This window comes from Thioalkalivibrio paradoxus ARh 1, assembly GCF_000227685.2.
In the GTDB taxonomy this organism is placed as follows: Bacteria; Pseudomonadota; Gammaproteobacteria; order Ectothiorhodospirales; family Ectothiorhodospiraceae; genus Thioalkalivibrio; species Thioalkalivibrio paradoxus.
On the sequence record NZ_CP007029.1, the window covers coordinates 1,381,608 to 1,405,488 of the forward strand.

Consider the following 23,881-nt stretch of genomic DNA (forward strand, 5'->3'; position numbering starts at 1 on the left):
TCAGCCGGCCGGGATCCCGATCGCGGATTCGGTTCGGGCCGCCAGCCACTCCCGAAGTTCTTGCGCGCGAACCGGTCGGTTGGCCAGGTATCCCTGGTAGAAACCACAGTCCTGATTGCGCAGGAACTCCAGCTGTGCAGCGGTTTCCACGCCTTCGGCGACGACCCCCAGACCGAGGTTGCGCCCCATCGCGATGATGGTCGCCGCAATTTCGGCGGCCCCCAACGTGTCGGGTATCTTCTGTACGAAGCTCTGGTCGATTTTCAGCTTGTCGACCGGGAATTGCTGCAGGTAGGCGAGCGAAGAATAGCCCGTGCCGAAGTCGTCGATCGAGATGCGGACGCCGAGCGCTTTCAGGTCATGCAGAATGCGGGCCGCGTCCGGGCCTTGTTCCATCAGTGCCGTCTCGGTGATCTCCAGGTCGAGGTGTCGGCCTGCCAAACCGGTCGATTGCAGGATGCTGCCGACCAGTGCCGGCATGTCTTGCAGCTGGAACTGCCGTGGCGAAAGGTTTACCGCCACTGTGTCCGGGCCATTTCGGTCGGCAAGCCATTGCCGCATCTGGCGGCAGGCGGTACGCAACACCCATTCTCCCACCTGGGTGATCAGACCGGTTTCCTCCGCAACGGGAATGAACTCGTCCGGGGGAATGAGCCCGAGGTCGGGATCCTGCCAGCGCAGCAGGGCTTCCACGCCGACGACACGGCCATCGGAAATTCGCACCTGGGGCTGGTAGTGCAGCACGAACTCATCGCTCTTTACCGCGCGGCGCAGCCGCGTCTCCAGCGACAGCCGGCGGACCGCTGCCTGTGTGAGCGCCTCGGTATAGAACTGGAAGGTATTGCGGCCCAGTTCCTTGGCCTTGAACATCGCCGAGTCGGCATTTCGCAGCAGAGCCTCCGGATCGGTTCCATCCTCCGGACACAGGCTGATGCCGATGCTGGCGGTCACGAAAACCTCGCGGCTCTGATCCAGGCGAATCGGTTCCCGTAGCCACGCGAGTGTGTCGCCGGCGATCGCGGCCGCATGTTCGGGCCGGTCGACCGATGCCATCAGAATCACGAACTCGTCGCCACCGGTACGCGCGAGGTCATGGCCCTTGGGCAAGCGTTCCTTGAGCCGTTCGGCGACCAGCACCAGCAGCCGATCCCCCATCGACAGCCCGAGACTGTCGTTCACGTGCTTGAATCCGTCGATGTCGATCAATAGCACGGCGGCATGACCGCCGTGCTGCTGGATCCGTTCGGCGATCCTGGTCAGCCGGGACTCGAGCAGCGTCCGGTTGGCGAGCCCAGTCAGTGAGTCATGGTGGGCCAGATACTCCACGCGTCGCTGGCTTTCCCGCAACTCGGCGAGATCGGTAAACACGCCGACGTAGAACTCCGGCGAACCGTCCGCACCAGGGACGGCGTCGATGGTGAGCAGTACCGGGTAGATCTTCCCATCCCGTCGGCGGTTGCGGATTTCCCCCTGCCAGTGGCCCGTTTCGAGCAGCTGCTGCCACATGTGGCGATAAAAGGCCTTGTCCTGGTAGCCGCTCTGCAGTATCGCCGGGCTCTTGCCCAGCGCTTCCGAGGCGGGGTAACCCGTGATCTGACTGAACGCTCGATTGACTGCGATGATGATCGCTTGCGAGTCGGTAATGGTCACGCCGTCGCGCGTGTTTTCGAATACCATGGCGGAACGGCGCAGCGCGTCTTCGGCTTCCTTGCGGTCGGTGATGTCCTGGAACACGCCGTTGAGCCGGGTCACCCGGCCTGCTGACTGTTCCGGGACACAGATCGTGCGTGCCCAGATCGTTTCACCGTCCGCGGTAATCCAGCGGAATTCCCGATCATAGGCATCCCCGCGGGTCATCGCGTCGTGCAGAAGCCGTTCCAGCTCTGCTCGATTCTGCGGATGGCAATGGCGCGTCGTCTCGTCCAAGGTGGGCCGATGGTCGTCCGGGAGGCCCAGGATCCGGGGCATTTCGGGTGTCCACACCAGCGTCTCGTTCGCGAGGTCGTATTCCCAGCCGCCGACCCCGGCGATGTGTCCGGTCGTGCGCAGCAGCGCCTCGCTTCGGCGCAGCGCGTCCTGAATGGCCCGCCGCTGGGTGACATCGCTCAGGTACCCATGCCATAGCGTGCCTCCGTCCGGCAGGCGTTCGGGCGTCGAGTGGGTCTCGACCCAGATCAGGCCTCGGTCCGGATGCCGGACGCGCAATTCCTCGTGCCAATCGGTCAGATCGCGGGCCGACCGCTGCAGGGACTCGACGAACCGGGCGCGATCCTCGGGGTGGATCAGGGAGACCACCAGCTCGGCGTCCCGGAGCACGGACTCGGGGTCGCGCCCGAACAGCGCCCGGGCACCGGCGCTGAGATAGCGGAAACGCGGGGTTCCGTCGGGCAGCATCTGGAACTGATAGACCATGCCCGGGATCTGCGCGGTGGTCTTGCGCAGCAGGAGGCTGCCGGCTTCGGTGCGCCGGCGCTGTTCGCGCAGCCGCAGGTTCTGGATCCAGGCCAGCACCAGCAGTGCGAGCACGACTGCGGCCGCAGCCGCTCCGGTGATGACCAGCAGCTGGTGCTGTCGCCAGAGGTCGTCCAGCGTAATGGCCGGAGGACGGTCGTAGGGGGGCAGACCCAGTTCGCGCAGCAGTTCGTCGACCACGTGGTAGTCAGAAGGAACCTTGAACCCATACAGGCCGGCCGCCTGGGCTGCCCGATGTTCCGGACGCAGCGACAACAGCGCGATGCTGAGATCGGTGAGCAGGCGCTCGTCGAGATGTGGCAACGCGACCACCGGCCATTCCGGGTACAGCCGCGTCGAGACCGCAAACGGGAACCCGGGAAGATCCTGACGCCGGATCACGCGCAGGCGGTCGATCCCCGGAACTCCCGTTTCCTGCAGGCGCTCCAGCACGCCGCTACGGAGGAACCCCGCGTCGGCGCGACCCTCGAGCACGGCATGCACCACGTGGTCGTGGTCAGGCAGTTCGACCACGTTCGAAAAGGCGCCCGGTATCGGCATCCCTTCGGCGATCAACTCGCGCTGAATCGCCTGATAACCGCCGAGAAAGTCGGTTCCCGGCACGGCCACGGTTCGGTCCCGGAGATCGTGCAGGCTGGTGATGTCGTCCCGGGTCTGAAGCGCGATCACGGTTCCGCCCAGCAACGCCACCGGCTCTCCCCGGTGCTGTCGAATCACTGTGGCGATGGCGCCTGCCAGCGAGTGGTATTGGCGCAGCAGCTCGAAGTGGACCGGATTGGTCAGCAGCAGATCGAGCTGGTGCAGCCGAACGGCCTCGTCCAGTTGCTCCCGGTCGAGCACGCGTATTTCCACGCGGTGTCCTGGCAGTTGCTGTTCCAGGTAGTCCGCGAGGGGTCCGTACGCTTGTTCGACCACCTCCACTGGCCGATACGCGAAGACGCCGAGCACCAGTGTTTCCTCGCCGTGGGATTGGGGCAGGGCCGGGTTGAGCAAGAGCAATAACGCGAGCCCGAGCCAGTGCAGGCGCGGTCTAGCGCTCATGCTGGGGGAGATAAGCGGCTGTGAACAGATCCTGTAAGTCGGAGGCTTCGGGCAGGAGCCCCGATTCGACCATGATGTCGGACAGGGTGGCGGCCGCCTGCGCCATGCGTGGATTGCGTCCCGAAAGGTAGCGTTCGTTCGCGAGCCGGTTGGGCAGTTCAAGACCGCGCATCCCGTCCAGCACGTGCCGGGCCGGAACCCCCATCCGGGCGGCCATGCGGAACGACGCATCGTCCCGGTTGCGCCGAAGGTGGGCCAACGCCTCGAAATGGCCGCGGATCAGTTCCCGCAACGCACTTCGCTGTACGCGGGACAGCCGGCTTTCGTGCACGGCCAGCACGTCGAAGATCGTATCCGGGATCTGCCGGCTGTCGAAGATTACGTCGGCGCCTTCGCTTCGCAGTTGACTGACGATGGGCTCGAAGGTGATCAATGCATCGATTTCGCCCGAGTGCCAGGCCTCGAGGTGGTGGTCGTACGTCATCGGCACGACCTCGACCGCTGACCGCGGCAGTCCGGCGGCGTCGAGCAGCATGTGGAGGACCAAGGCTCCAAGCGCCGAGCGCTCGGCACCGATGCGCTTGTCTCTGAGGTCGGCCAGCGACTCGATGCCTGGCCGTGCGAGCACCGCATCGGCACCGATGGACACATTGAATACCAGCACCGCCGTGAGCGGTTGCCCCTCGGCCCGCGCCCTCAGGACTTCGTCGAGGGTCAGGGCGGCGCCGTGAACCTTGCCGGTCGCCAGTGCCTCGAGCGACTCGGTCGCCGACCCCGTCTCGACCAGCGATACTCCGGCGTGCTGCACGAACCCCATGTCGCGCGCCATGAACATCGGTTCATAGCCGATCCAGGTGTGTGCAGCGATGGTCAGCGGATCACGGCGCCCGCAGCCCGACGGTAGGATCGAAAGGAACAGACCCGCGGCCGAGGCTGCGATCAGAGTTCGGCGCTGATGGTTCACCGACGCCTGCGCGTGCCCCTTCCAGATCATCGTGGCTTCTTTGCTCGGGCTGTTGGACGTTCCGGGCGCCGTGGATCTGCGGCCCGATACCCTGCTCACTGTACCGCTTTTTCCAACGTTTCCGGAAGCCCGGGTCCGGGCGGTTCGCGAGCGCGCCGATCCCCGTTGCCAGTGGCATCGCCGGCGCGGTCATCGGATCGGCTGGCCGCTCATCCGCTCCAGCATGCGTTGCCGGAAGGCCTCGCGGGTATCGCTGGGTTCGGTGCTGCGGAAACGACCGTCGTCCGGAGCACGGTCGAAGCGGCTTCGGCCGCCAAGAGACGGGCCGGTGGTGTTGCGTTGTACGGTGATGTCGGTGTTGTGGCCATCGCGGGTGATGACCTTGTGTCCGTCCGGGTAACGGATCACTCGCGACTCGGTGATGTACCGACTGGAGCCATGATGGTGGATGACCGTCGTCGAGCCGCTGGGTGTTTGCACGTCGGCTGTGGCGCAGCCCGCATTCGCGCTGGCCGCTGCCAGTATCGCGGCAATCATGAGCGCTGGTCCGACGAGCGGAGCGCTGCTAGCCTGGTTTCGGTGGTTCATCGGATTTCCTCTCGTGTGCGAACGGGTCACGCCGGTCGTCTGGGCGACACTGCCCGGAAACCGGTGCATCGGCCGCGGCCGGATCCAGGGAGCTCCGGCCTCTCGGCCATCGGTGGTGCAGTCGGCCCGGGGACGAGCCGGGGGGCGGTTCACCGGTGCGCCCGGGAGACGGCGGCCGGGTGGCCGGTGCGCCGAGCCGCTTGCCCGCGCTGGGTGTCGCCGGAACGGCCGTAGGCATGGCCCTTGCCGCCGCACCCGCCCTGGACGGTCTGATTGATGTTGATGCGTCCGTCCTGGTGGGTCGTGTTGTCATTGCTGTCGCCGCACTGCACCGTACGGTTGATGTTGACCTGTCCGGTCTGGACGGTGGTGTTGGTGTTGTCGCGCGCGGAGGCGGTGGCGAGTACGGCTGGAAGAAGTGCCAGGATCAGGATCAGGCGGGTTGGGGCGGTCGGTTTGCGCATCGGGGGTACCTCGGCAATCGGGATGCAAAATGGTGATTGGTTTCCAGTAGCGAACCCCTGGCGCCTCCTGCGTCTGGGGCATCTGGACGGGTGCCAAGTGCAGGGCAGCCGGTGGCACGGAACCACCGTATCCGATGGCCCGCGCCATGGCCGGAACTAGCAGCCCAAGTCCGATAGGCTGCTAGCGCCCCGACGGTTGCCGGATCCTCGTCCAGTCGTGCTGGTATTGGCGCACCTTGTTGTCGTTAATCCGCCCCGTCTGGACCGTTTCTACCGAGTTGTGCTGCCCAGCCTGCACGGTTCGGCTGAAGTTCATGTCGCAGTCCTGCCGTATCCGGGCATCGTTGACCCGGTCGCCCTGGACAGTCACGTTGAAGCAGGGCCCATGGCTACGTTCGCGCGGCGTGTCGCCGAATGCGGTCGGTGCGGCCAGCAGCAGGGCGAGCCCGCTGGAGATCAGAATGCCTTTCATCGTTGGAGGCCTCCGGTGGTGTTCGGGAAGATGCCGGTGCCCGGAGTCGGGCACCGTCGCACGGTTCAGTCGCGACCCCGGCCGCGGGTGAGGCTGCTACGGTTGGCAACGCCGGTCTGGCGCGTCTCGTTGTAGTTGAACCGGCCGAACTGCCCGGTCTGGTTCCAGTTCTCGGTGCCGCGCTGGTGGGTGCGGTTGGCATTGTCGCGGCCTTCCTGGTAGGTCGCGTTGTCGTTGTACCGCCCCGTCTGATGGGTATCGTTGGTGTTGATATGCCCCTCCTGGATGGTCGTGTTGAAATTGGTTTGTGCCGAGGCAGTACCACCGAAGGCGAGAAGGGCGGCGGCGATGGCCAGGGACAGGAGCTTGGCGTGGTTTTTCATGTGATGATCCTCATTGGTTGGTACAGCGTATTGTGGTTGTGCCGTCGGGATTCGCCGATGGGATCTCTGCGTCATCATCGGGCAAATCCTTCCAGCCGTTCCGGGTCCGGCATCCCGGTTCCCGGTGACGTTCGGGATGCGTCGCTTTCCCGTCGTCGAGGCCAGACTATCCGGGGGATCTGAACAACCACTGAACGCCCGAACGGGCTATGTGCACGAGTTCACATTCGGTGCTGCAGCCCGAAAGGGCGGCGTCTGGACGACAGCGAGTGGGGCGTCTGCCAAGCCGGCGGGGCCTGCGTTGCGGGTTCTGGGGGGGCGGAATACGGCGTCCCCCGACCGGTGCGTTCAATGCACGATCAAGCCGGGAGCGGGGTGGCGCCACCGCCGCCTGCGTTGACGGTAGGCACCCGAGCGTCTAGATTGCCCGGGCAGGGCCGTGGGTTCCCCAGGTGCGGCGTGCCGACCCCGGCCGGTCGCCCGTTCGCCGCATGGGGTATCGGCGGGTTCAGGTGCGCGGCGGAGGGTCGTGCGCGAGCGCTGTCAGGGCACTACGGCTCTCGATTGGGAGGCCCATGCAGTCACCGGCACCGAAACCGACCTCGAGGCGATCTTAGGGATGTTTGAGAAAGACCCACGAACCTTCTCCCCCGAATACCAGAATCTGTCGCCGGAGCAGAAGGCGATGGTGAAGCTGGAGATCGCGCTGAGTAATTTCTTCCGCGCGTTCGAAGGCAGTGTACGTAGATGGGAGCGCATGGTGTACCCGTCGATGCTGATCATGGGTGTCTTGGTGCTGTCCGGGTTCTACCTGATCTACAACCTGACCGGCGACATGGCCCGGATGTCCCGTGCCGTGGATCCGCAAATGGAGCAGAACATGCTCGCGATGTCCGACAACATCGCCCAGCTCTCCAGCAACATCGCGACGATGACGGGCGAGATCTCGACCCTGGTCGGCGTGATCCACGCGATGCAGTCGAGCGTCGCGAACCTCGACGGCAACATCACCGGCATGACGGCTTCCCTGGACATGGTGCAGAAGGACATGGCGCTGATGACCCCGAGCGTCGTCGAGATGAACGACAGCATGACCGAAATGACGAAGCAGATGACCCACATGAACCAGAACATGGGTGCGATGAACCAGAGCATGGGTCGGATGGGGCAGGATATGAGCCGCATGGCGCACGACATGAACCGGTTCACGCGTCCCGAGAGCATCATGATGCCGTTCATGCGCTGACGGCAGCGGCTGCGGCCTACCGGCGGCGGGCCCCCCCCAAGCTGCCGGGAGAGGAACGGAACCGGATGCGGCTTTCCGGTTAACGTGAAAGAACCCGCGGCGCGCGTCCGGGGTGACCTGTAGGGCGGAAAAGCGCAGCGTCATCCGCCGCTCGGCGTTCGCGCCTGCCCGGCGCCTGCGGCAACCCCGGCGCTGGATGGCGGATGACGGCCTTCGGCCTTTTCCGCCCTACGCGTCTTTCATCATCGGGGGTGGCCGCTGGCCATGACAGTTAGCGCCCGAGGGCCGCAAGCGAGAGTTCGCCCGCTTCTTCCAGCGTCAGGAATCGCCGCAGGCCACCGGTGTCGAGCCGTGCGCGCAGGTTGTAGCGGAAACGCTCGCGGTGCGGATCGCTCAGCAGGTCGTTGAACAGTCGCACGCCGCTGAGCAGATCAAGGCCGGCCTGGACCTCGATCACAGACTCCCCGTAGGCTGGCACGCTCGACAGGTCCCCGGCGACGCCCGTGATCAACCGGTGTCCTTCGAATTCGACGTTGTAGCTCATTCCGCGTAACGGCAGTGCCGAGGGGTTGGGGTTCACCACTCGCAGGCCGATGGCAAAGCGCGGCGACAGGCCCTCCGAGGGTACGGCCCGGAACGAGTCGAGCATCAGCGAGGGCTGTTCGTATCCGGGACGTACGCCGGCGCAACCTGCCGCAAGGGCCGCGGTCGCGGCAAACAGAAACAGGCGTCGGGAAGGAAGCATCGCTGGACTCTCCGGGTTGAAGGCCGCGCCGCAATCGGCAGCCTGCGAATGCCCGACTTTGAAACATTGCTGGAACCCCTGCAACCTTTCTGCGTCGCGGAGCGTCGCTGCGGATCCGGAATCGGCGGGCGGGATTCGGGACAATTCGGGTATGCTTCGGGCAGGCCCGATCTGCCGGAACCTTGCGATGCTGCTGACCTTTCATACGCCCGCCTACGCCGATATCACGATGTTCGGCGATGTGGCGCAGACCCTCATCGAACGGATGGGGCATATGCCGACGGTGCCCGGTGCGATCGCGGCGGAAGACGTCCCCGAAGCGCTGGAGCGGTTGCGCCGGTCGATCGAGGAAGAGCGGCTCCGGACCGTTGCGAAGCCCCGTCCGGATGCGGACGACGAGGATCGGGTCAGCCTCGCGCACCGCGCGTTGCCATTGATCGAGTTGCTCGAGGCTGCGGCCGGCGCCCAGGACTACGTGATGTGGGATCGATAGGGCGGCGCGTCGGTCGGCGATCCCGGAAAGCAACACCAACAACGGAGACGACGGATGAGCCTGACACAGCTGGCGGTGATCCTGGTGGTCGGTGGCCTGGCGGGGTGGGTGGCCGGCATCCTGGTCCATGGCGGGGGACAGGGAATCGTGATCAATGTCGTGGTCGGGATCCTCGGGGCGCTGCTGGGCGGCTGGGTGGTCGGCGCGCTCGGGATCGCCGTTACCGGCGGGCTGGGGAGCCTGTTCCTGACGGCCACTCTCGGCGCGGTGATCCTGCTTTCGATCCTGCGGCTCGTGACCCGGCGTTGAACCCGGGCTCCGCGAACCCGCAAAGCGTCAATCCGTCGTGGCTTGTGCAGTCGACTCCGCTTCGGACTGCGCGACATGCAGCCGGTAGTGTGTATTGACGCGCTCGACGTAGTTGCGCGTCTCGCGAAACGGTGGAATCCCGTTGTACCGCTCAACCGCCCCGGGGCCGGCGTTGTATGCGGCCAGCGCCAGGTCCAGCTGCTGATCGAAGCGGTCGAGCATCTGGGACAGGTAGGTTACGCCCCCCCGGATGTTCTGCGCCGGGTCGAAGCGGTCGGTCACGCCGAGTTCCCCCGCCGTCGCCGGCATCAGCTGCATCAGTCCGTGCGCGCCGACCGGCGACACCGCCTTCGGGTCGAAGCAGGACTCGACCCAGATCACGGATTTCACCAGCAGCGGGTCGAGTTCCCGGGCAGCCGCCTCCTGCACGATGATGTCGTCGTACGGACCCGAACCGACCGGCATCACGTCTTCGGCCCTGAGACGGCAGCGCACGCTGGCAGTCGGACGGCCATAGGTCGCGATCAGCGTCAGGGCATGGTCCTGCTGGCGCTGATTGGTGACCAGCCGCTTGCCGTCGGCCCCCTGGTACACGAAGAGCTGGCTGCTCGAGCGCGCGGCAGCCGATCCGGGAACGGAAACCTGCCGGTAACTCACGCCCGATGGCGGCCGGTCGGTGTACACTCGCGTGCCATGTGCGTCGACATAGGTATACAGCTGGGCCCCCGCAATAGGCGCCCAGGCGATCAGCCCGAGGAGCAGAAATCGGATCAGGGTCATGCCGGACGCTCTTTTGTGGCTCAGTTCACAATATTACCGTTTCGTGGTTGAAGATTCACCAGTCGCAGGGGTGCCGGCCTTGGCCGACCTGGCGATCCGGCTGGAAGAAGCCTGTCCGCGGCGCTGGGGCGGGGTCGAACTGCTGCCATCGGTAGACTCGACCAATCGCTGGCTTCTGGACAGCCCGGTCCTGGTCCCCGACCGGTTCCAGGTCTGCGTCGCGCAGCACCAGACGGCCGGGCGCGGGCGGCGGGGACGTGCCTGGGTTTCGGCCGGGCGAGCGAGCCTGACCTTCTCGGTTGCCCGCGCGTTACGGCCCCGCGAGCGGCCGAACCCCGCACTCGCGCTCGCTGCCGGCGTGGGGCTGGCCCGGGGACTCGCGGCCTGCGGGGTAAGCGGCTTCGAATTGAAATGGCCCAATGACCTGGTGACGCCCGCAGGCGCCAAGCTGGGCGGCATCCTGGTCGAGGCGAGGAACCCCTCTGCAGAACGGGCAGCGGCGATCGTGGTGGGGGTCGGCCTGAACCTTGCGGATGCCGCAGCACTGGGAGTCGACCGGCCGGTCGCGAATCTAAGCCAGTTCTCGGGTGCCCCCGGGGTCCCTGTGTCGGGTCTGCTGGCGTCGATCCTGTGCGCGCTCGCCGACGCCTGGGACGGTTTCGCGCAATCGGGCCTGGCTCCCTTCGTGCAGGAATATGCGCGGATGGACCACCTCGCCGGTCGCAGGGTCCGGGTCGCGGACAGCGGCGAGGAGGGCAGGGTCGTCGGCATCGAAGTTCGGGACGGAGCGCTGCTGCTGGAGCGGGCCGGGCGGCGCAGTCGGCTGTATTCCGGCGATGTCTCGGTCCGGGTGGTCGCCGATGGCTAATACCTGGTTGCTCGATCTGGGAAGCAGTCGGTTGAAGTGGCAGGTGCGCTCCGATTCCGGCGAAATCCTGGCCCGCGGCGGCAGTGCCTGGCCGGGATCCTCGCCGCGGCCCGAGTTGCCGTCCCTGGCGCCGGATCGCATCTGGATCTCCCATGTCGGACCTGCCGAACGGGCGCAGGCGCTGCTTGCCTGGGTTCGACCGCGCTTTGCGCCGGTGCCCGTACAGTACGTGCGCGCGGAACCCCATGGGCCAGCAGGGTTGCGACTGGACTATGACCACCGGCAATTGGGTGCCGACCGATTCTGCGCGCTGCTGGGCGTGCTGGCCCGCGGGCGCGAGCCGGCCGTGGTGATCGATGCAGGCACCGCGCTGACCGTCGACGTCCTCGGCGCGGATGGGCGACACCTGGGCGGGTACATCGCGCCGGGGCTGAGGCCCGGGTGGTCCGCGGTGACGCGCCTGCTGCCCGGAACGCTGCGCGAGCAGATCGCCACGACGCTGTCGGGCCCGGCGCAGCGAGACGCGGCAGCCGATGCGGGGGCGCCGGGCCATGGCACGGCGGCCGCGCTGGAACGGGGCTGGATGCTCGGGCTGGAGGGTGCTGTTGAACGCCTGGGCGCCGCCGCAGAGACCGCGGCCGGTGCCGGCGCGCAGTGGTGGCTGACTGGAGGCGACGCACCCTGGCTGGCCGAGTCCCTGGGGCCTGCGGTGCGGGTCGAGCCCGACCTCGTGCTCGACGGTCTCTGGTTGTATGCCTGCTGGTCGGGCGTCGGCACCGGGGGGCAGCGATGATGCGCTGGGTGCTGCTTCTGCTGGTGTCGCTGAACCTGCTCTATTTCGCGTTCAGCCTGTATCGGAGCGATATGCCCGATCCATATTCCAATGTGCCGCCGATCGAGGTCTTTCCGGACGCGGTGATCCTGGAACTGCTCGATTCCGAGCTGGATCCGGCAGACCCGGCACCGGATCCGGTTACGCCGCCGGAGACGGGCGAAACCGGCACTGCCCGCGCCGGGCCGGGCGTCGTCGACGCCCGGTGAACGGCGGCGGCGCCGAGGATCAGTCCGCTGGCGTTACCGCAGGCGCGGGAGAAACACGGTCCAGGGCCCAGAACCCCAATGCGGCGTCGTCCGGATCGGCGCCCGGCACCAGGCGCAGCTGCGCATGGACCCGGTCCGGCTCGATCCCGGCGGCCGTAACCATCTCGTCCGGCAGCCCGGCCAGCCACCAGGCCAGCGCGGCCTGGGTGCGAACTTCCACCCACGGATCGAGCTCGCTGCCGATGCGTTCGCGGTAGCCCCCGAGTTCGGGATCCAGGAACGCGGCGATCCCGGCGAGGATGTCCTGTTCGCGCGTGTCGTCCGCGCCGGCGTTCATGCCGCGGTACAAATGCCAGGCGATGCCCGGCCAGACCTGTGCGGGGAGGTAGCCTTCGAGTTCGGCGGGGCCCTCGTCGGGCAATGCATGCAGGTACCCGTCGCCCGAGCGCAGGTGTTCGTCCAGCCCTTCCAGCGCCTCGCGCGCCCATGAGACCAGCGCCGGGTCGTCCAGCGCACGCGCCGCCCGCAGCAACGCGGCGATCGCCTGTCCCGAGGCGTCCGCGTAGGTCGTGCGGTCCACCGGAGGCGGTGGCAGGTTGCTGCGCACCGCTGCAGGCTGGGCGTAGTAGAAGTTGTCCGAATACTGGCTGGTGTAGAACCGGCGTTCCTCGGCGTTCCAGAGGTGCTGCTGCAGGTAGTCCAGGCTGCGCTCGACGACCGCCCGGTAACGTTCCTTTCCAAACACGGCGTAGGCGTCGGAGAACAGCCACAGGAATGCGGCATTCTGCTCCAGGCGCTTGGAGGTCTCGCGCGCGCGGTCCGGGTCGGTCTGATCCGGGTCGTAGAAAAAGAAGAATCCACCGTCTTCGAGATCGCCCAGGTCCGCGACCGCGCGATCCAGCAATCCGGGCATGCGCTCGCGCCAGGCGTCCTGATGCAGCAGGACGCTGTAGGTCCAGGGCTGCGGACGCTTGCTCAGGGTGCCGAACATCGCGCTGCCGCTCAGTCGGTCGGCATCGGGATCGTAGACCTCGTCAAGCATGGCCAAAAAGCCTTCGAGCGTGTCGATCGGCTCGTCGTCCGGGGTCAGTTCGCGCCCGGTAACCGAGATCTGGAGTCGCCGTTCGGCAAGTACCCGGGCCAGGTCGTTCGGCCCCACGTGCCCGGTAAAACGGCCCCGCACGTCCTCGTTCGCGTCGAGGATCACCACGAATGGCAGCCCCCGGCCGCCGTAGCGGGTGAAGAGGTCCCGGCGGCGGTCCAGGTCGATCAGCACCGGAATGTAGTCGCGTTCCAGGACCTTGACCACGGTCGGGTGTTCCAGACTGTCATCCTGGAAATCCCGGCACCAGGTGCACCACTGCCCGTGGAAATACAGAAACAGCGGTCGGTTCTCGGCGCGTGCCCGGGTGAACAGCGCGGGTTCGAACGACTGCCAGCCGATCTGCGAACCGCGCGGATAGTCGTCCTCCGGCAGTGCGGCCCGGCCGGCCGCCGCCAGACTGGCCAGCAACAGCGTGAGCAACAGCCACACGGCGGCCGTGGTGGCGCGGGGGAAGGCGCTCTGCCCGGTCGTCGTGTGCCCGGGCGTGGCGAGTGGTCTGCGTGCTCTCATACCGCTGGGACGTTTCCGCGGCCCGGGCATTCCCCGGGCACGCGGGATCCTGCCCGGCTCAGGCCCCTCCGGAGGCCAGTTGCCGGTGCACGCGGCGCAGGACCTCCGTGCTGATGCGGCGCACGATCGGGCCAGCCACCCGGCCGACGGTATGGTCCAGCAACCGGCTGTTCAGGCTGTAGTCGATTACCAGTGTGACGTCGGTGCCTCCCGGCGCCGGCGTCAGCCGGTAGCGGCCGGTATTGGCGATGCCGGTCAGGGACCGCCAAGCCAGGCGCCGGGGCGGCTCGCACTGGATCACCTCGACATCCCATTCGTAGACGACCCCGCTGACACGAACCTCCCAGTGATAGCGTTCCGGCCCGATCGCGGTCACACGCTCGACCGCGCTGGTATAGCGGGGAAAGTCTTCGACCTTGCGGATCATCCCGAATACCGTGTCCGGGTCTGCGGGCAACAGGGCGCGGGTTTCGATCGAGGGCATCAACGGGCCTCCCGTGTGCATTCCTGAATGGACCGTGCGGCGCTGGGGTCGCAGGGCGGCTTTCTGCGGCGCTCGGCGGCGTGGCCCCTGGGCATTGAACTCTGCGTATCCGGATCGGATACTGTGGCCGGATGCATCACCGCACCAGGGGGCGACATGGGCGACACCGACAATTTCACGAGTCTGCGCAGTTCACGGCTGACGGCCGGCCTTACCGACGAGCAGGTGGAACGGCTGGCAGGCATTTCCCTGTGCCGCAGGCTCGAGGATAACGAGAAACTCTTCCAGGAGGGGGAAACCGACGACACCCTGTGCGTGATCACCTCGGGCCGGCTGGCCGTGACCCGCAACGTCGGCGGCGGCGGTGAGGTGACGCTGCATGTGATGCAGGCCGGAGATCTGGCCGGCGAGATGGGCTTCGTGGGCGGGCGTCCGCACAGTGCCTCGCTGCGGGCGATGGGGCGGCCCACCGTGTGTACCTTCACCCGGGCGGATTTCGAGGCGTTGGTCGACAGCGATCCCTGGCTGGTGTATCGAGTGATGAAGAACATTGTTCAGGTCGGCCATGACATCCTGCATCGCATGAATGCCCAGTTCGTGGAGATGTCGAACTACATTACCCACCAGCACGGGCGTTACTGACCGCCACAGGGGCCGGCGCCCGGTGGGCCGCGACGCCGGCCGCCGACGTCTCCCGCGCCGTGCTGCCGCGACCGTCGTTCGGCCCGGCGGGCAATGGCACGCGTCATCCCGGAGAAGATCACGAGGTGGGCCGGCACCAGCGCATACCAGTAGAGTAGACCCCAGACCCCTGCGGGGTGCCAGAACGCGGTGGCGCGTATCCGGGTACCCGGGCCCTCGGGCGTCAGTTCGAATTCCAGCACCCCGGAACCCGGCGCCTTCATTCCGAAGAACAGCGTGAGTCGCCGCGGTGGTTCGATCCCGATCACGCGCCAGGAATCCACGGTATCTCCCAGCCGCAGCTCGTGCGGATGCCGGCGTCCCCGGTTCAGCCCCGGACCGCCAAGCATCCAGTCGAGCGTCTCCCGGATACTCCACAGGCCGTTCAGGTAGAAGTAGCGGTTGCGTCCACCGATCTTGCAGAGTTCGCTCCAGACGGCTTCGGGCTTCGCCCGCGCAAACGCACTGCCATCGGCGCGCTTGGCGTAATACGCGTACTCGGCGCGATAGTCGCGGAACTGGAACGCGCCCTCGGTCCAGCGAGCCGCCACGGTATGGCGGCGCTCGGCGTCGAACGCCGCGCGTACCGCGGTACGCACGTCCATCAGTTGCAGCGGGATGAGCCGTTGGATCTCGTCGGCATCTGCGACGAAATCCTGCCGCATGCCCTCGATCAGCGCGCGGGCGATCGGGGTGGGCACCGAGGTGACCAGCCGCAGCCACCAGGCGGACAGCCGCGGGGTCAATACCGGCACGGGGATGATCCATGGCGGACGCCGCCCGGCTTCTTCGGCGAGGATGCGCATCATCTCGGCATAGCTCAGGTATTGGGGTCCCGCTGCGTCGAGGATTCGCCCGGCGGTCTCGGTGAGTGCCGGGGCGCGTACCAGGTACTCGAGCAGGTTGTCGAGTGCGATCGGTGGCGATTTCGAGTCGACCCAGCGTGGAGTCAGCATCACCGGGAGGTGGAAAACCAGGTCGCGCATCACCTCGAACGCGGCCGATCCAGGTCCGATGATGATGCCGGCGCGGATCTCCGTGACCGGAACCGCCCCGAGACGCAGCACGTCGCCGGTCTGTTGCCGGGACACGATGTGCTGGCTGTCGGCGGCCGGCGGCACCAGGCCGCCGAGATAGACGATGCGACGGACGCCGGCCTTGGCTGCGGCATCGGCGAAATGTCCTGCGGCCTCGACGTCGATGGCCCCGAAACGGCGGCCTGAGGCCATTGAATGGACGAGGTAGTAGGCGGTGTCGACGCCTTTAAGCGCCCGGTCGAGCGTCTCCGGCCGCAGCGCGTCAGCGCCGACGCGTTCCACGCCCGGCCAATCCCGCGCTTCCAGCACCTCCAGCGACCGTGCCGCTGCGCGCACGGGCATGCCCGCGGCCAGCAGGCGCGGCACGAGGTGGGTGCCGATGTAGCCGGATGCTCCGAAGACCAGCGTCAGCGGGGCCGAGCTGCCGAACCGCGTGGATTTCACGGAGCCGTGAAGCGAAGGATCAGCCATAGCGAATAACCCAGCGAGTAGAGGGCACTGTAGCCCAGCAGCGGGTTCAGTGCGCGGCCGTCCGCACGCCGCAGGCGCAGGTTCAGATGCACTGCGACGAGCAGGGCGAGCCCCCATGCAAGCCACGGCCAGAGCGCGGCGGCGACTGGTATCGACGCGAGCAAGGGCCCCAGGGTGAGCGCGGCGAACAGCCACCGTGTACCTTCCGGCCCGAGACGCACCGCGAGGGTGTATTTGCCAGCGCGCGCGTCGGTATGCCGGTCGCGTAGGTTGTTCACGACCAGGATGGCCGCCACCGGCAGACCGACCAGCGCGGCTGCGAACACGGCCTCGGGAGCGATCGGGCTGCGCTGGGCAAGCAAGCCGCCGAGCACGGCCACCGGACCGAAGAACAGCCAGACCGCGACCTCGCCCAGCGCGCGGTTCGCGTAAGGCCGCCGCCCCCCGCTGTAGCCGAGCACCGCCAGCACCGCGAGAGCGCCGAGCAGCCAGAGCAGCCAGTGCCCGAACGCGATCAGCCAGAGCCCGGTCGCGACCGCGATGCCGAGGGTGACGATGAGCCCTGCGCGCAGTTCGCCCGCGCTCAGCAGGCCCGCCTGCAACGCTCGTACCGGCCCGAGACGGTCGGCCTGATCAACGCCCGAGAGACCGTCGAACAGGTCGTTCGCAATGTTTACCGCGAGTTGCAGCGCAACCGCGCAGACCACGCAGAGTACTGCGGTGATCCATGAGAAATGCCCGGCGGCGACCAGGGCCTGTCCGAGCACCACCGGGCCGATCGCTGCCGGCAGCGTACGCGGCCGCAGGGTTTGCCACCAGATCGTCGTCTTGTGCACCAGGCCCTCGCGTCCAACGCAGCGGATCCCCGCAGGCCGGAAGGGCGAGCAAGTCGCCGCTTGCTGGCTGCGAAGGAGGACGGGCAATGGACCCCGGCCCCGCAGCCATGGTCAAGGTGCCGGCAGGGGTGGGTCAAGTGGCACAGGCAGGCGCTGCCCGGTCGCGATCGGAACGGTGTCGATGCGCGCGCCGGCGGCGCTTGCGGCCGCGGCAGGCTGCTTCAGGCGCGGTAGCGGATCTCGGTGTTCTGAATCTCGCCGGTGGTGTCCAGCGAGAGGGTATCGACGCTCGGCGCCCGGTTCAGGATGTAGGCCGCCATCATGCGGCCCACGTCATGGTTCTCCCGTTCCAGCGCGCTCAGCAGCCGGTCGCCCACCACGCGCAGGCGGTCTTCGATCCCGGGCTGGCGCACCCACTCGCGCCCCATCTGGCAGCCCGCATCCATGTCGCGGTCCATCCGGTCGAAGAAGTCGCTGGCACCGGTCACGATCTCGTCCGGAACGGTCAGCGTGTACAGCTGGTCGTCGATGATCACATTCAGGTCCATGGGTTGACGAGTTCTCCGTGTCGCTTGCAGCAGTGTGTCAGAGTGACGGCGGACCCGGCTGCCGGTCAAGAAACGGCCGAGGTCCACGGTCGGGCCATCGCCCGCGAGCAAACCGACTGACTGCGCCTTCGCATCGGCCGCAAGCGGTGGGATTCGGGTGGGGGCGTTGAAGAAAACGGAAAGGGCCGGGGCGAGAAGATCGCCCCGGCCCTCGGCTGGCCGGGTGGGCCAGCAAGGCCGGAAGCACGCAGGCGGCTCCCGGAGTTCGGCGTCAGCTCACCTTGACGGTGACTCCCGGTTTCCCGTCGGGTCCGACCATGTGCACCGCGCAGGCGAGGCAGGGGTCGAAGCTGTGGATGGTCCGCAGGATCTCGAGCGGCTGCCCTTCGACCGCCAACTGATGGTTGTCCATTAGAGCCGCCTCGTACGGACCGGGCTGTCCTTCCGGATCGCGTGGCCCCGCGTTCCAGGTGGTCGGAACCACGGCCTGGTAGTTGGTCAGTGTCTGATCGTCGATCACCGCATAGTGCAGCAGTGCGCCGCGCGGGGCCTCCATGTAGCCCACGCCTTTTGCGTGCTTCGGCCAACTCCGCGGGTTCCAGAGCTCGTCGTTGAAGACTTTCTGGTCGCCCGCCTTCATGTTGGCTACGAGATTGTCGTACCAGACCATCATGTTGTCGGCGATGATCTTCGACTCCAGGGTACGGGCGGCGGTACGGCCCATGGTCGAGAACATCGCTTCGACCGGAAGATCCAGCTGCGTCAGCGCCATTGTGGCGAGCTCGCGGGTTGGTTCGTGTCCGCTCGCATAGAGCATCAGCACGCGTGCCAGCGGGCCGACTTCCATCGCACGGCCGCGCCAGCGCGGCGCCTTCAGCCAGGAGTAGTCGTTCTCGACATCGAGATGCGAGTACGGCGGCTTCGGACCCGTGTAGTTCAGCTTGGTCTCGCCGTCGTAGGGGTGCAGTCCGGCATCCTTGCCATCCTCGTAGTCGTACCAGGAGTGCGCGATGTACTCCTGCACCTGCTCCGGATCGTTCAGATCCAGCGGGTGGATCGTCGACAGATCGCGGTCGAGGATCACGCCCGGCGGGATCAGATAGTCGGACACGTCTCCGTAACCGGACGCAGGGAAATCGCCACAGGTGAGGAAGTTGCCCACGCCTTCGCCACGCTCGAACCAGTCCTTGTAGAAGCTCGCGATCGCGAGGGTGTCGGGTACGTAGACCTGGTCGATGAATTCCTGCATCTGCAGGATCGCGTCGCGCGCGATGCTCAGACCGGTGTCGTTGAACGTCGTCTGGCCGCTACCACCTGGGCCGCCGCTGAACGGGGAGGGTGCACCCCCGACCACGAAATTGGGATGCGGGTTCTTGCCGCCGAACACCGCGTGCAGCTTCGAGACGTCACGCTGCCACGCGAGCGCGTCGAGGTAGTGCGCGACCGCCATCAGGTTGGCTTCCGCCGGCAGCTTGTACTCGGGATGTCCCCAGTAGGCGTTTGCGAAGATGCCGAGCTGGCCGGACTCGACCAGATTCTTCACCTTCTTCTGCACGTCGGCGAAGTACCCCGGCGAGGAGTTCCGGTATTTCGAGATCGACTGCGCCAGTTCCGAGGTCGCCTTCGGGTCTGCGTCCAGCGCGGAAACCACGTCCACCCAGTCGAGCGCGTGCAGGTGGTAGAAATGCATCACGTGGTCGAGCACGTACTGCGCGCCGCTCATCAGGTTGCGGATCAGCTGTGCGTTCGGTGGGATCGGATAGTCCAGCGCGTTCTCGATCGAGCGGATCGACGCCATGCCGTGCACCAGCGTGCAGACCCCACAGATGCGCTGGGTGAACGCCCAGGCATCGCGCGGGTCGCGGCCTTGCATGATGATCTCCAGGCCGCGCACCATGGTCCCTGAGCTGTATGCGCTCTGGATGCGGCCCTCGGCGTCCGTTTCCGCCTCGATGCGCAGGTGGCCCTCGATGCGGGTGACGGGGTCAACAACGATTCGTTCCGAACTCATTACTTAGCCTCCTCTAGATTGTCCGCCACCAGTTCGAGCAGGCTGTTCATTTCCTTGCCCCAGTTCAGCTTCTCGCCGCTGTCGTCGAAGTTCTGACGGCAGTTGGAACAGCTCGTCACCATCAGTTCCGCACCGGTGGCATCCAGTTGCCGGAACTTCGCGCCCATGACCTTGTAGCGCAGCGTATCGGCACGGTGGATGGTGATCACGCCGCCGCCGCCGCCGCAACAGACGTTCATGTCGCCGCCGCTTTCCGATTCCTTCAGCTCCACGCCCAGGGCTTCGAGCACCTTGCGGGGTGCTGGCGTGGCGCCGCCCCGGCGCGAGACCTGGCAGGGGTCGTGGAACGCCACCGTCTTGCCGAGCTTCTTCAGCTTGATCGCACCGGACTCGAGGGCCTCGGCGAGGAACTCGGAGATGTGCTGTACCTTGAAGGGCAGGGGCTTGCCGGCCATGTTCGCCCCCTGCCAGCGCAGCGCCTGGTAGGCGTGGCCGCACTCGGGGAGGATCACCAGCTTCGCGCCGATCTTTTCGGCCGCATTGATGATCTTCATCGACATGTCCTTCTGCCACGCGGTGTTGCCGGAAAGCATGCCGAAGTTGGTCGCCTCGTAGCCGTCGGTGCGGAAGGTCCAGGACTTGCCCATGTGGTTCAGGATCTTGGCGGTCGCCGCCATCGATTCAGGGTATTTCTGGATTTCGATCGATGACATCAGTACCAGCACATCCGCCTGGTCTTCGTCGACGTGCATATCGACTTCGTGCTCGTCGCCCATCCACTCGATGCGGTCCTCGAACACCTGCGGAGTTGCACCGAGGGGGCTGCCTTCGCGGTACGCCTTCTCGGTCACCGTGTACAGCTCGTGCGGGACAAGACCGGCGTGGAACATCGCGTGACGCGCCATCCCGACCAGCGTGGCGATGTCGATGCTCATCGGACAGATCAGCGTGCAGCGTCCGCACATCGTGCAGGTGTCGTACAGCAGTTCCTGCCATTCCTTCAGTTCGTTGACCGTGACTTTCGGCTTCAGATTGAAAGTCTTGTAGAAGAACGCCAACGGGCCCGCCTCGCGCTTGTACGCCTGCTTGAACGGCTCGATCTTCCAGATCGGCGTGTGCCGTGGATCGCCGCTGGCCTCGTAGAACGGACAGGCGTGGGCGCAGGCGCCGCAGTGGATGCACGCTTCCATGTAAGTCGCGGATACGCGCCCGAAGTCCTTGGCGAAGTTCAGCATCGCCTTCTCGATGCGCTGCTCGTTGCTCATTTCACCCTGGACGTCGAAACGTTCCTCGGGCTTGCGTACCGAGAGGCGCTTGGACTCGAGGTCGAGTTCGATTTCGGTAACGGTCTTGTTGCTCATGCCATGCCTCCCCTACGCGCGAAACGGGAACCGGTGGTGTAACGGGAGACCACGAACCAGAAAGAATGCATCAGCTTGCCGAACGGGAAGTAGATCAGCAGCAGCCAGACGCTCAGGATATGGATCGCCAGTCCGGTTTCGTAGTGCGGCCAAAGGTTCATCTTGGTCATCAGGCCGGTGACGAACGGTGCCGTGGTCAGGAACCATGCGGCATAGTCGTCGAAGTTGGAGATCATCCGCTGCACCGGGTTGGTCAGCCGCTTGGCCAACGCAATGAACAATGCCACCACGGTGATCACCGACACGGCCGTGATGACTCCGCCCGGCAATGTCCACCAGGTGAAGCCGACGATATCGGCGAAGAACAGCATGTGCGGCGTGCCGAAGATCAGCACGATGAACAGGCCGAGGTGGATGATGTAGCCGACGATGTATTGGGTGCCGACCTTGGGTACGAACGGCTTGTACGGCCAGGCGTGCACGAACAGGCCCTTGATGCCGCCGATCCATGCGCCCTTCTGCCGCGCCTCGGAGAGGTCCTTTTTCTGGCGCAGGGCCCAGACGCCGACCAGGCGCCAGAAAATGCCCAGCACGAAGATGACGATCGCGATCTGCATCGCAGGACCGCGTGCAAAGTCAAGGAGTGTCATGGCTACTTGCCTCCCGAGATCTTGTCTTGGTTGCGGCGCGAAATCACCGCCGAAGCGGCGCCGAGCGCCACACCGGCTGCAGCCGCGATCGCGATGCCTTCCGCGCTACCCCACTGACCGGCGGACAGCGGCTTGTAGAAGCTGTCCTTGTCCCAGAAGTTGGGTTCGGAGCAGCCGATGCAGCCGTGGCCGGACTGGATCGGCCAGCTGACCCCCTGGTTGAACTTCAGGGTCGCACAGGCGTTGTGGGTGATCGGTCCCTTGCATCCGAGCCGGTACAGACAGTAGCCCTTGCGAGCGCCCTCATCGTCGAAACTGTCCGCAAACAGGCCGCGGTCGTAGAACGCCCGGCGGTAGCAGCGGTCGTGAATGGTGTCGCCGAAGAACGCCTTCGGGCGCTTCAGGCTGTCGACTTCCGGAAGTGCGCCGAAGGCGAGGAAGCTGGTGATCACGCCGGTGATCACCTCGGGCAACGGCGGGCAGCCCGGGATATTCAGGATCGGCTTGTCGGTGATGATCTGGTCGATGCCCACCGCGCCGGTGGGGTCCGGCCGCGCGGCGCCGATGCCACCGAAGCTCGCGCAGGTACCGAGGCTGACGATTGCAGCCGCGCCTTCGGCCACTTCACGTATCGATTCCAGGTGGCTCTGGCCATGCGACACCGAGTAGATGCCATCGTCCTTCAAGGGAACCGAGCCATCGACCAGAACCAGGTACTTGCCCCAGTTCTCCTGCATCGCCTGCCTCATCGCCTCGACCGCCTGATCGCCCGCGGCTGCCTGCAGCGTGTGCTGGAAGTCCAGCGAGATGAAATTGAAGATCAGGTTCTCCACCGTAGGCGCAAACGAGCGGGTCAGCGACTCCAGACAGCCGGTGCATTCCTGATAGGCCATCATGATCACCGACTGGCGGCGGGCCTGTGCAAGGGAAGCGGCCATCGCCGGCACCATGCTCGCGGGGATCGCCATCGACGACGCCACGGCCGCGCAGAACTTGAGGAACGAGCGCCGGGTGATTCCCTGGCGGCGGAGTTCCTCGCCCAATGTCATTTCGTGCTCTTTCATGCCGACCCCCTCTGTGCAAGTCGTTGCTGAATGCGAGTGGTCATTGCGGGTTCCTTTCGGTCTGTTCGACCAGTTGCGGGAAGCGCTCGGCGCTGGCCTGGATGTCCTCGATGTGGCTTTCCAGGATCATCGGTACCGTGCCGATCTCGAGTTGTTCGGCAACGTGGGTGTCGCCGTCATGGAAATACTTGACCCACCACACGCCGGGGAAAGCGGTTTCATAGACCTCGGTAAGCCCGGAGGCAAACACTTTCGCCTCCACCTCGCCGCGCCCGAGCTTTTCCCGCAATAACTCGCGGTCCGCGTCGCTGAGCGGCAGGCTGCCCAGTTCCACCACCTGCCGCTCTCCGCCCGCGGCAACGGTGGACAAGTGCCCGGCGATCTCGTGCAACAGGGCCAGTGCCATGCCGCCGGGCTCGCCGCCGTCCGGGGCCCCTTCGAGTTTGACCGGGATGTCCTTCAGGCTCATGACTGCCACCGCTTCACGATGTCCATCACCGCTTCGCAGGCTGCGGGGATCGCCCGGGCCACTTCGGTGGTCGGTCGGTCGCCCCAGTCCATCTCCAGCGGCTGGATCCCGACCAGCGCACGGCGACGGGGCAGCAGGCCCTCGAGTGCGGTGACCGCAAGCAGGTCGGACAGGCTGACTTCGTGCACGCTGCTGCGCGGCCCGGTGGTGACGAAGTGGTCCATCGCGTCGCCCTCGAACACCCGGATGGTCCCGGGCTCGGCGCCGAGGGCGGCGGTATCCACCACGATCAGCGAGTCCGTCGCCACGATGGCACCGGCGAGCGTGAAGCTGAGCGTGCCGCCATCCATGAACTCGATGTCGTCGCGCGCCGCGTGTTCCTGCGCGAGGCGGTTCACCACGTGGACACCGGCGCCTTCATCGGTCAGCAGAATGTTGCCAAGCCCCAAGACCAGCGTGGCGGAGGTTTTCTGGACCGCGGGCGGTGAGGCCGTCGGGGCGGGGCTGGCTTCTCGTGTGATCATATCCGTCCTGCTGTCTCCGGCAGGGCCCTGCCGGGTGAAACGATGCCGCGTCCGTATGATTTGTTCGCAAATCTTATGAAGAAATCAGTGTCCGCTTATGTTCGGTCAAAGCATGCGTGAAGCGCTTCGGGTGGGCGGTGATCTAGATCATATTCGTCCTCGTTCCAGTGTGGGAAGGTGGCCTGGCAATGCGGATCTGGCAATCTCTGGAAATGCCGGATCCACCTGCGTTCGGCGCCTCCCGCCTGCGATTGGCGACGCCGG

At 66.1% G+C, this 23,881-nt stretch carries 26 protein-coding genes; 7 read left to right on the top strand and 19 right to left on the bottom strand.

Features of this window, described 5'->3' with window-relative positions; genetic code table 11:
- From THITH_RS06425 to THITH_RS06450, 6 genes are all read right to left on the bottom strand, one after another.
- Complete coding sequence (locus THITH_RS06425; protein WP_006748667.1) at nucleotides 1-3,513, bottom strand: EAL domain-containing protein; 3,513 nt, start codon at nucleotides 3,511-3,513, stop codon at nucleotides 1-3.
- Nucleotides 3,503-4,507 carry an ABC transporter substrate-binding protein gene (locus THITH_RS06430; RefSeq protein ID WP_006748668.1) on the bottom strand — a complete coding sequence of 335 codons (1,005 nt, stop codon included), beginning with the start codon at nucleotides 4,505-4,507 and terminating at the stop codon, nucleotides 3,503-3,505. Before THITH_RS06430 ends, THITH_RS06425 begins: the two co-directional genes overlap by 11 nt.
- Nucleotides 4,508-4,666: 159 nt before the next feature.
- Entirely contained in the window at nucleotides 4,667-5,014 is a 348-nt protein-coding gene (locus tag THITH_RS06435) for a hypothetical protein (RefSeq protein WP_232222263.1), read from the bottom strand.
- Nucleotides 5,015-5,214: 200 nt separating this feature from the next.
- Nucleotides 5,215-5,529, bottom strand: a complete 315-nt coding sequence (locus tag THITH_RS06440) for a hypothetical protein (protein WP_006748670.1) — start codon at nucleotides 5,527-5,529, stop codon at nucleotides 5,215-5,217.
- Between the two features lie 181 nt (nucleotides 5,530-5,710).
- Nucleotides 5,711-6,001: a hypothetical protein gene (locus THITH_RS06445; protein ID WP_006748671.1), complete on the bottom strand. Its 291-nt coding sequence runs from the start codon at nucleotides 5,999-6,001 to the stop codon at nucleotides 5,711-5,713.
- Nucleotides 6,002-6,066: 65 nt separating this feature from the next.
- Nucleotides 6,067-6,384 (bottom strand): hypothetical protein, encoded by a 318-nt coding sequence (locus tag THITH_RS06450; RefSeq protein ID WP_006748672.1) that lies wholly within the window; start codon nucleotides 6,382-6,384, stop codon nucleotides 6,067-6,069.
- 529 nt (nucleotides 6,385-6,913) lie between these two features.
- On the opposite strand from THITH_RS06450, the gene THITH_RS06455 reads away from it, so the two are divergent.
- The gene (locus THITH_RS06455; RefSeq protein WP_006748673.1) at nucleotides 6,914-7,630 is read left to right on the top strand and encodes a hypothetical protein; all 717 of its coding nucleotides are present in this window, start codon (nucleotides 6,914-6,916) and stop codon (nucleotides 7,628-7,630) included.
- A 271-nt stretch (nucleotides 7,631-7,901) separates the two neighbouring features.
- Here THITH_RS06455 and THITH_RS06460 read toward each other — a convergent pair whose 3' ends face one another.
- Complete coding sequence (locus tag THITH_RS06460; RefSeq protein ID WP_006748674.1) at nucleotides 7,902-8,375, bottom strand: LEA type 2 family protein; 474 nt, start codon at nucleotides 8,373-8,375, stop codon at nucleotides 7,902-7,904.
- A gap of 187 nt (nucleotides 8,376-8,562) precedes the next feature.
- On the opposite strand from THITH_RS06460, the gene THITH_RS06465 reads away from it, so the two are divergent.
- Entirely contained in the window at nucleotides 8,563-8,868 is a 306-nt protein-coding gene (locus THITH_RS06465) for a DUF1840 domain-containing protein (protein ID WP_006748675.1), read from the top strand.
- A 54-nt stretch (nucleotides 8,869-8,922) separates the two neighbouring features.
- On the top strand, nucleotides 8,923-9,177 hold the full coding sequence (locus THITH_RS06470) for a GlsB/YeaQ/YmgE family stress response membrane protein (protein ID WP_006748676.1): 255 nt from the start codon (nucleotides 8,923-8,925) through the stop codon (nucleotides 9,175-9,177).
- Nucleotides 9,178-9,204: 27 nt separating this feature from the next.
- Here the strand turns inward: THITH_RS06470 and THITH_RS06475 are convergent, their stop codons facing one another.
- Nucleotides 9,205-9,957 carry a lytic transglycosylase domain-containing protein gene (locus THITH_RS06475; protein ID WP_006748677.1) on the bottom strand — a complete coding sequence of 251 codons (753 nt, stop codon included), beginning with the start codon at nucleotides 9,955-9,957 and terminating at the stop codon, nucleotides 9,205-9,207.
- Here THITH_RS06475 and THITH_RS06480 point away from each other — a divergent pair.
- Genes THITH_RS06480 through THITH_RS06490 form a run of 3 tightly spaced genes read left to right on the top strand, consistent with a single transcriptional unit; the run spans nucleotide 9,956 to nucleotide 11,866 of the window.
- Nucleotides 9,956-10,825 (top strand): biotin--[acetyl-CoA-carboxylase] ligase, encoded by an 870-nt coding sequence (locus tag THITH_RS06480; RefSeq protein ID WP_084222632.1) that lies wholly within the window; start codon nucleotides 9,956-9,958, stop codon nucleotides 10,823-10,825. The genes THITH_RS06475 and THITH_RS06480 overlap by 2 nt on opposite strands.
- A complete protein-coding gene (locus THITH_RS06485; RefSeq protein WP_006748679.1) occupies nucleotides 10,818-11,618 on the top strand; it encodes a type III pantothenate kinase in 801 nt (266 codons plus the stop codon). Before THITH_RS06480 ends, THITH_RS06485 begins: the two co-directional genes overlap by 8 nt.
- Nucleotides 11,615-11,866 (top strand): hypothetical protein, encoded by a 252-nt coding sequence (locus THITH_RS06490; RefSeq protein ID WP_006748680.1) that lies wholly within the window; start codon nucleotides 11,615-11,617, stop codon nucleotides 11,864-11,866. Before THITH_RS06485 ends, THITH_RS06490 begins: the two co-directional genes overlap by 4 nt.
- A 19-nt stretch (nucleotides 11,867-11,885) precedes the next feature.
- On the opposite strand, the gene THITH_RS06495 is transcribed toward THITH_RS06490, so the two are convergent.
- Both THITH_RS06495 and THITH_RS06500 read right to left on the bottom strand, forming a co-directional pair.
- Nucleotides 11,886-13,481, bottom strand: coding sequence for a thioredoxin family protein (locus tag THITH_RS06495; RefSeq protein ID WP_006748681.1), 1,596 nt, complete (start codon nucleotides 13,479-13,481; stop codon nucleotides 11,886-11,888).
- Nucleotides 13,482-13,539: 58 nt separating this feature from the next.
- Nucleotides 13,540-13,965 (bottom strand): SRPBCC family protein, encoded by a 426-nt coding sequence (locus tag THITH_RS06500; RefSeq protein WP_006748682.1) that lies wholly within the window; start codon nucleotides 13,963-13,965, stop codon nucleotides 13,540-13,542.
- A gap of 156 nt (nucleotides 13,966-14,121) precedes the next feature.
- Between THITH_RS06500 and THITH_RS06505 the strand changes: the two genes are divergently transcribed.
- Nucleotides 14,122-14,607, top strand: coding sequence for a Crp/Fnr family transcriptional regulator (locus THITH_RS06505; protein WP_006748683.1), 486 nt, complete (start codon nucleotides 14,122-14,124; stop codon nucleotides 14,605-14,607).
- Here the strand turns inward: THITH_RS06505 and THITH_RS06510 are convergent.
- The 9 genes from THITH_RS06510 to THITH_RS06550 form a co-directional block, all read right to left on the bottom strand.
- Nucleotides 14,601-16,127, bottom strand: a complete 1,527-nt coding sequence (locus tag THITH_RS06510) for a DUF2867 domain-containing protein (protein WP_006748684.1) — start codon at nucleotides 16,125-16,127, stop codon at nucleotides 14,601-14,603. The two genes, THITH_RS06505 and THITH_RS06510, sit on opposite strands and share 7 nt — an antisense overlap.
- Nucleotides 16,124-16,990, bottom strand: a complete 867-nt coding sequence (menA, locus tag THITH_RS06515; protein ID WP_006748685.1) for a 1,4-dihydroxy-2-naphthoate octaprenyltransferase — start codon at nucleotides 16,988-16,990, stop codon at nucleotides 16,124-16,126. Before menA ends, THITH_RS06510 begins: the two co-directional genes overlap by 4 nt.
- A 221-nt stretch (nucleotides 16,991-17,211) precedes the next feature.
- Complete coding sequence (locus tag THITH_RS06520; RefSeq protein ID WP_006748686.1) at nucleotides 17,212-17,538, bottom strand: hypothetical protein; 327 nt, start codon at nucleotides 17,536-17,538, stop codon at nucleotides 17,212-17,214.
- A gap of 271 nt (nucleotides 17,539-17,809) precedes the next feature.
- Nucleotides 17,810-19,549: a nickel-dependent hydrogenase large subunit gene (locus THITH_RS06525; protein ID WP_006748687.1), complete on the bottom strand. Its 1,740-nt coding sequence runs from the start codon at nucleotides 19,547-19,549 to the stop codon at nucleotides 17,810-17,812.
- The gene (locus THITH_RS06530) at nucleotides 19,549-20,910 is read right to left on the bottom strand and encodes a (Fe-S)-binding protein (RefSeq protein WP_006748688.1); all 1,362 of its coding nucleotides are present in this window, start codon (nucleotides 20,908-20,910) and stop codon (nucleotides 19,549-19,551) included. The genes THITH_RS06525 and THITH_RS06530 overlap by 1 nt, the downstream gene beginning before the upstream one ends.
- Nucleotides 20,907-21,560, bottom strand: a complete 654-nt coding sequence (locus THITH_RS06535) for a hypothetical protein (protein WP_006748689.1) — start codon at nucleotides 21,558-21,560, stop codon at nucleotides 20,907-20,909. The genes THITH_RS06530 and THITH_RS06535 overlap by 4 nt, the downstream gene beginning before the upstream one ends.
- Before the next feature lie 2 nt (nucleotides 21,561-21,562).
- Complete coding sequence (locus THITH_RS06540) at nucleotides 21,563-22,624, bottom strand: hydrogenase small subunit (protein WP_006748690.1); 1,062 nt, start codon at nucleotides 22,622-22,624, stop codon at nucleotides 21,563-21,565.
- A 40-nt stretch (nucleotides 22,625-22,664) separates the two neighbouring features.
- On the bottom strand, nucleotides 22,665-23,093 hold the full coding sequence (locus tag THITH_RS06545) for a hydrogenase expression/formation protein (protein WP_006748691.1): 429 nt from the start codon (nucleotides 23,091-23,093) through the stop codon (nucleotides 22,665-22,667).
- Nucleotides 23,090-23,617 carry a HyaD/HybD family hydrogenase maturation endopeptidase gene (locus THITH_RS06550; protein WP_006748692.1) on the bottom strand — a complete coding sequence of 176 codons (528 nt, stop codon included), beginning with the start codon at nucleotides 23,615-23,617 and terminating at the stop codon, nucleotides 23,090-23,092. Before THITH_RS06550 ends, THITH_RS06545 begins: the two co-directional genes overlap by 4 nt.
- Nucleotides 23,618-23,881 lie beyond the last annotated feature (264 nt).

Excerpts from the sequence above, each read along its gene's own strand:
- THITH_RS06425 (WP_006748667.1), bottom strand. The coding sequence starts at position 3,513 with ATGAGCGCTAGACCGCGCCTGCACTGGCTCGGGCTCGCGTTATTGCTC.
- THITH_RS06430 (WP_006748668.1), bottom strand. The coding sequence starts at position 4,507 with ATGATCTGGAAGGGGCACGCGCAGGCGTCGGTGAACCATCAGCGCCGA.
- THITH_RS06435 (WP_232222263.1), bottom strand. The coding sequence starts at position 5,014 with ATGATTGCCGCGATACTGGCAGCGGCCAGCGCGAATGCGGGCTGCGCC.
- THITH_RS06440 (WP_006748670.1), bottom strand. The coding sequence starts at position 5,529 with ATGCGCAAACCGACCGCCCCAACCCGCCTGATCCTGATCCTGGCACTT.
- THITH_RS06445 (WP_006748671.1), bottom strand. The coding sequence starts at position 6,001 with ATGAAAGGCATTCTGATCTCCAGCGGGCTCGCCCTGCTGCTGGCCGCA.
- THITH_RS06450 (WP_006748672.1), bottom strand. The coding sequence starts at position 6,384 with ATGAAAAACCACGCCAAGCTCCTGTCCCTGGCCATCGCCGCCGCCCTT.
- THITH_RS06460 (WP_006748674.1), bottom strand. The coding sequence starts at position 8,375 with ATGCTTCCTTCCCGACGCCTGTTTCTGTTTGCCGCGACCGCGGCCCTT.
- THITH_RS06465 (WP_006748675.1), top strand. The coding sequence starts at position 8,563 with ATGCTGCTGACCTTTCATACGCCCGCCTACGCCGATATCACGATGTTC.
- THITH_RS06470 (WP_006748676.1), top strand. The coding sequence starts at position 8,923 with ATGAGCCTGACACAGCTGGCGGTGATCCTGGTGGTCGGTGGCCTGGCG.
- THITH_RS06480 (WP_084222632.1), top strand. The coding sequence starts at position 9,956 with ATGCCGGACGCTCTTTTGTGGCTCAGTTCACAATATTACCGTTTCGTG.
- THITH_RS06475 (WP_006748677.1), bottom strand. The coding sequence starts at position 9,957 with ATGACCCTGATCCGATTTCTGCTCCTCGGGCTGATCGCCTGGGCGCCT.
- THITH_RS06485 (WP_006748679.1), top strand. The coding sequence starts at position 10,818 with ATGGCTAATACCTGGTTGCTCGATCTGGGAAGCAGTCGGTTGAAGTGG.
- THITH_RS06490 (WP_006748680.1), top strand. The coding sequence starts at position 11,615 with ATGATGCGCTGGGTGCTGCTTCTGCTGGTGTCGCTGAACCTGCTCTAT.
- THITH_RS06495 (WP_006748681.1), bottom strand. The coding sequence starts at position 13,481 with ATGAGAGCACGCAGACCACTCGCCACGCCCGGGCACACGACGACCGGG.
- THITH_RS06500 (WP_006748682.1), bottom strand. The coding sequence starts at position 13,965 with ATGCCCTCGATCGAAACCCGCGCCCTGTTGCCCGCAGACCCGGACACG.
- THITH_RS06505 (WP_006748683.1), top strand. The coding sequence starts at position 14,122 with ATGGGCGACACCGACAATTTCACGAGTCTGCGCAGTTCACGGCTGACG.
- THITH_RS06520 (WP_006748686.1), bottom strand. The coding sequence starts at position 17,538 with ATGGACCTGAATGTGATCATCGACGACCAGCTGTACACGCTGACCGTT.
- THITH_RS06525 (WP_006748687.1), bottom strand. The coding sequence starts at position 19,549 with ATGAGTTCGGAACGAATCGTTGTTGACCCCGTCACCCGCATCGAGGGC.
- THITH_RS06530 (WP_006748688.1), bottom strand. The coding sequence starts at position 20,910 with ATGAGCAACAAGACCGTTACCGAAATCGAACTCGACCTCGAGTCCAAG.
- THITH_RS06535 (WP_006748689.1), bottom strand. The coding sequence starts at position 21,560 with ATGACACTCCTTGACTTTGCACGCGGTCCTGCGATGCAGATCGCGATC.
- THITH_RS06540 (WP_006748690.1), bottom strand. The coding sequence starts at position 22,624 with ATGAAAGAGCACGAAATGACATTGGGCGAGGAACTCCGCCGCCAGGGA.
- THITH_RS06545 (WP_006748691.1), bottom strand. The coding sequence starts at position 23,093 with ATGAGCCTGAAGGACATCCCGGTCAAACTCGAAGGGGCCCCGGACGGC.
- THITH_RS06550 (WP_006748692.1), bottom strand. The coding sequence starts at position 23,617 with ATGATCACACGAGAAGCCAGCCCCGCCCCGACGGCCTCACCGCCCGCG.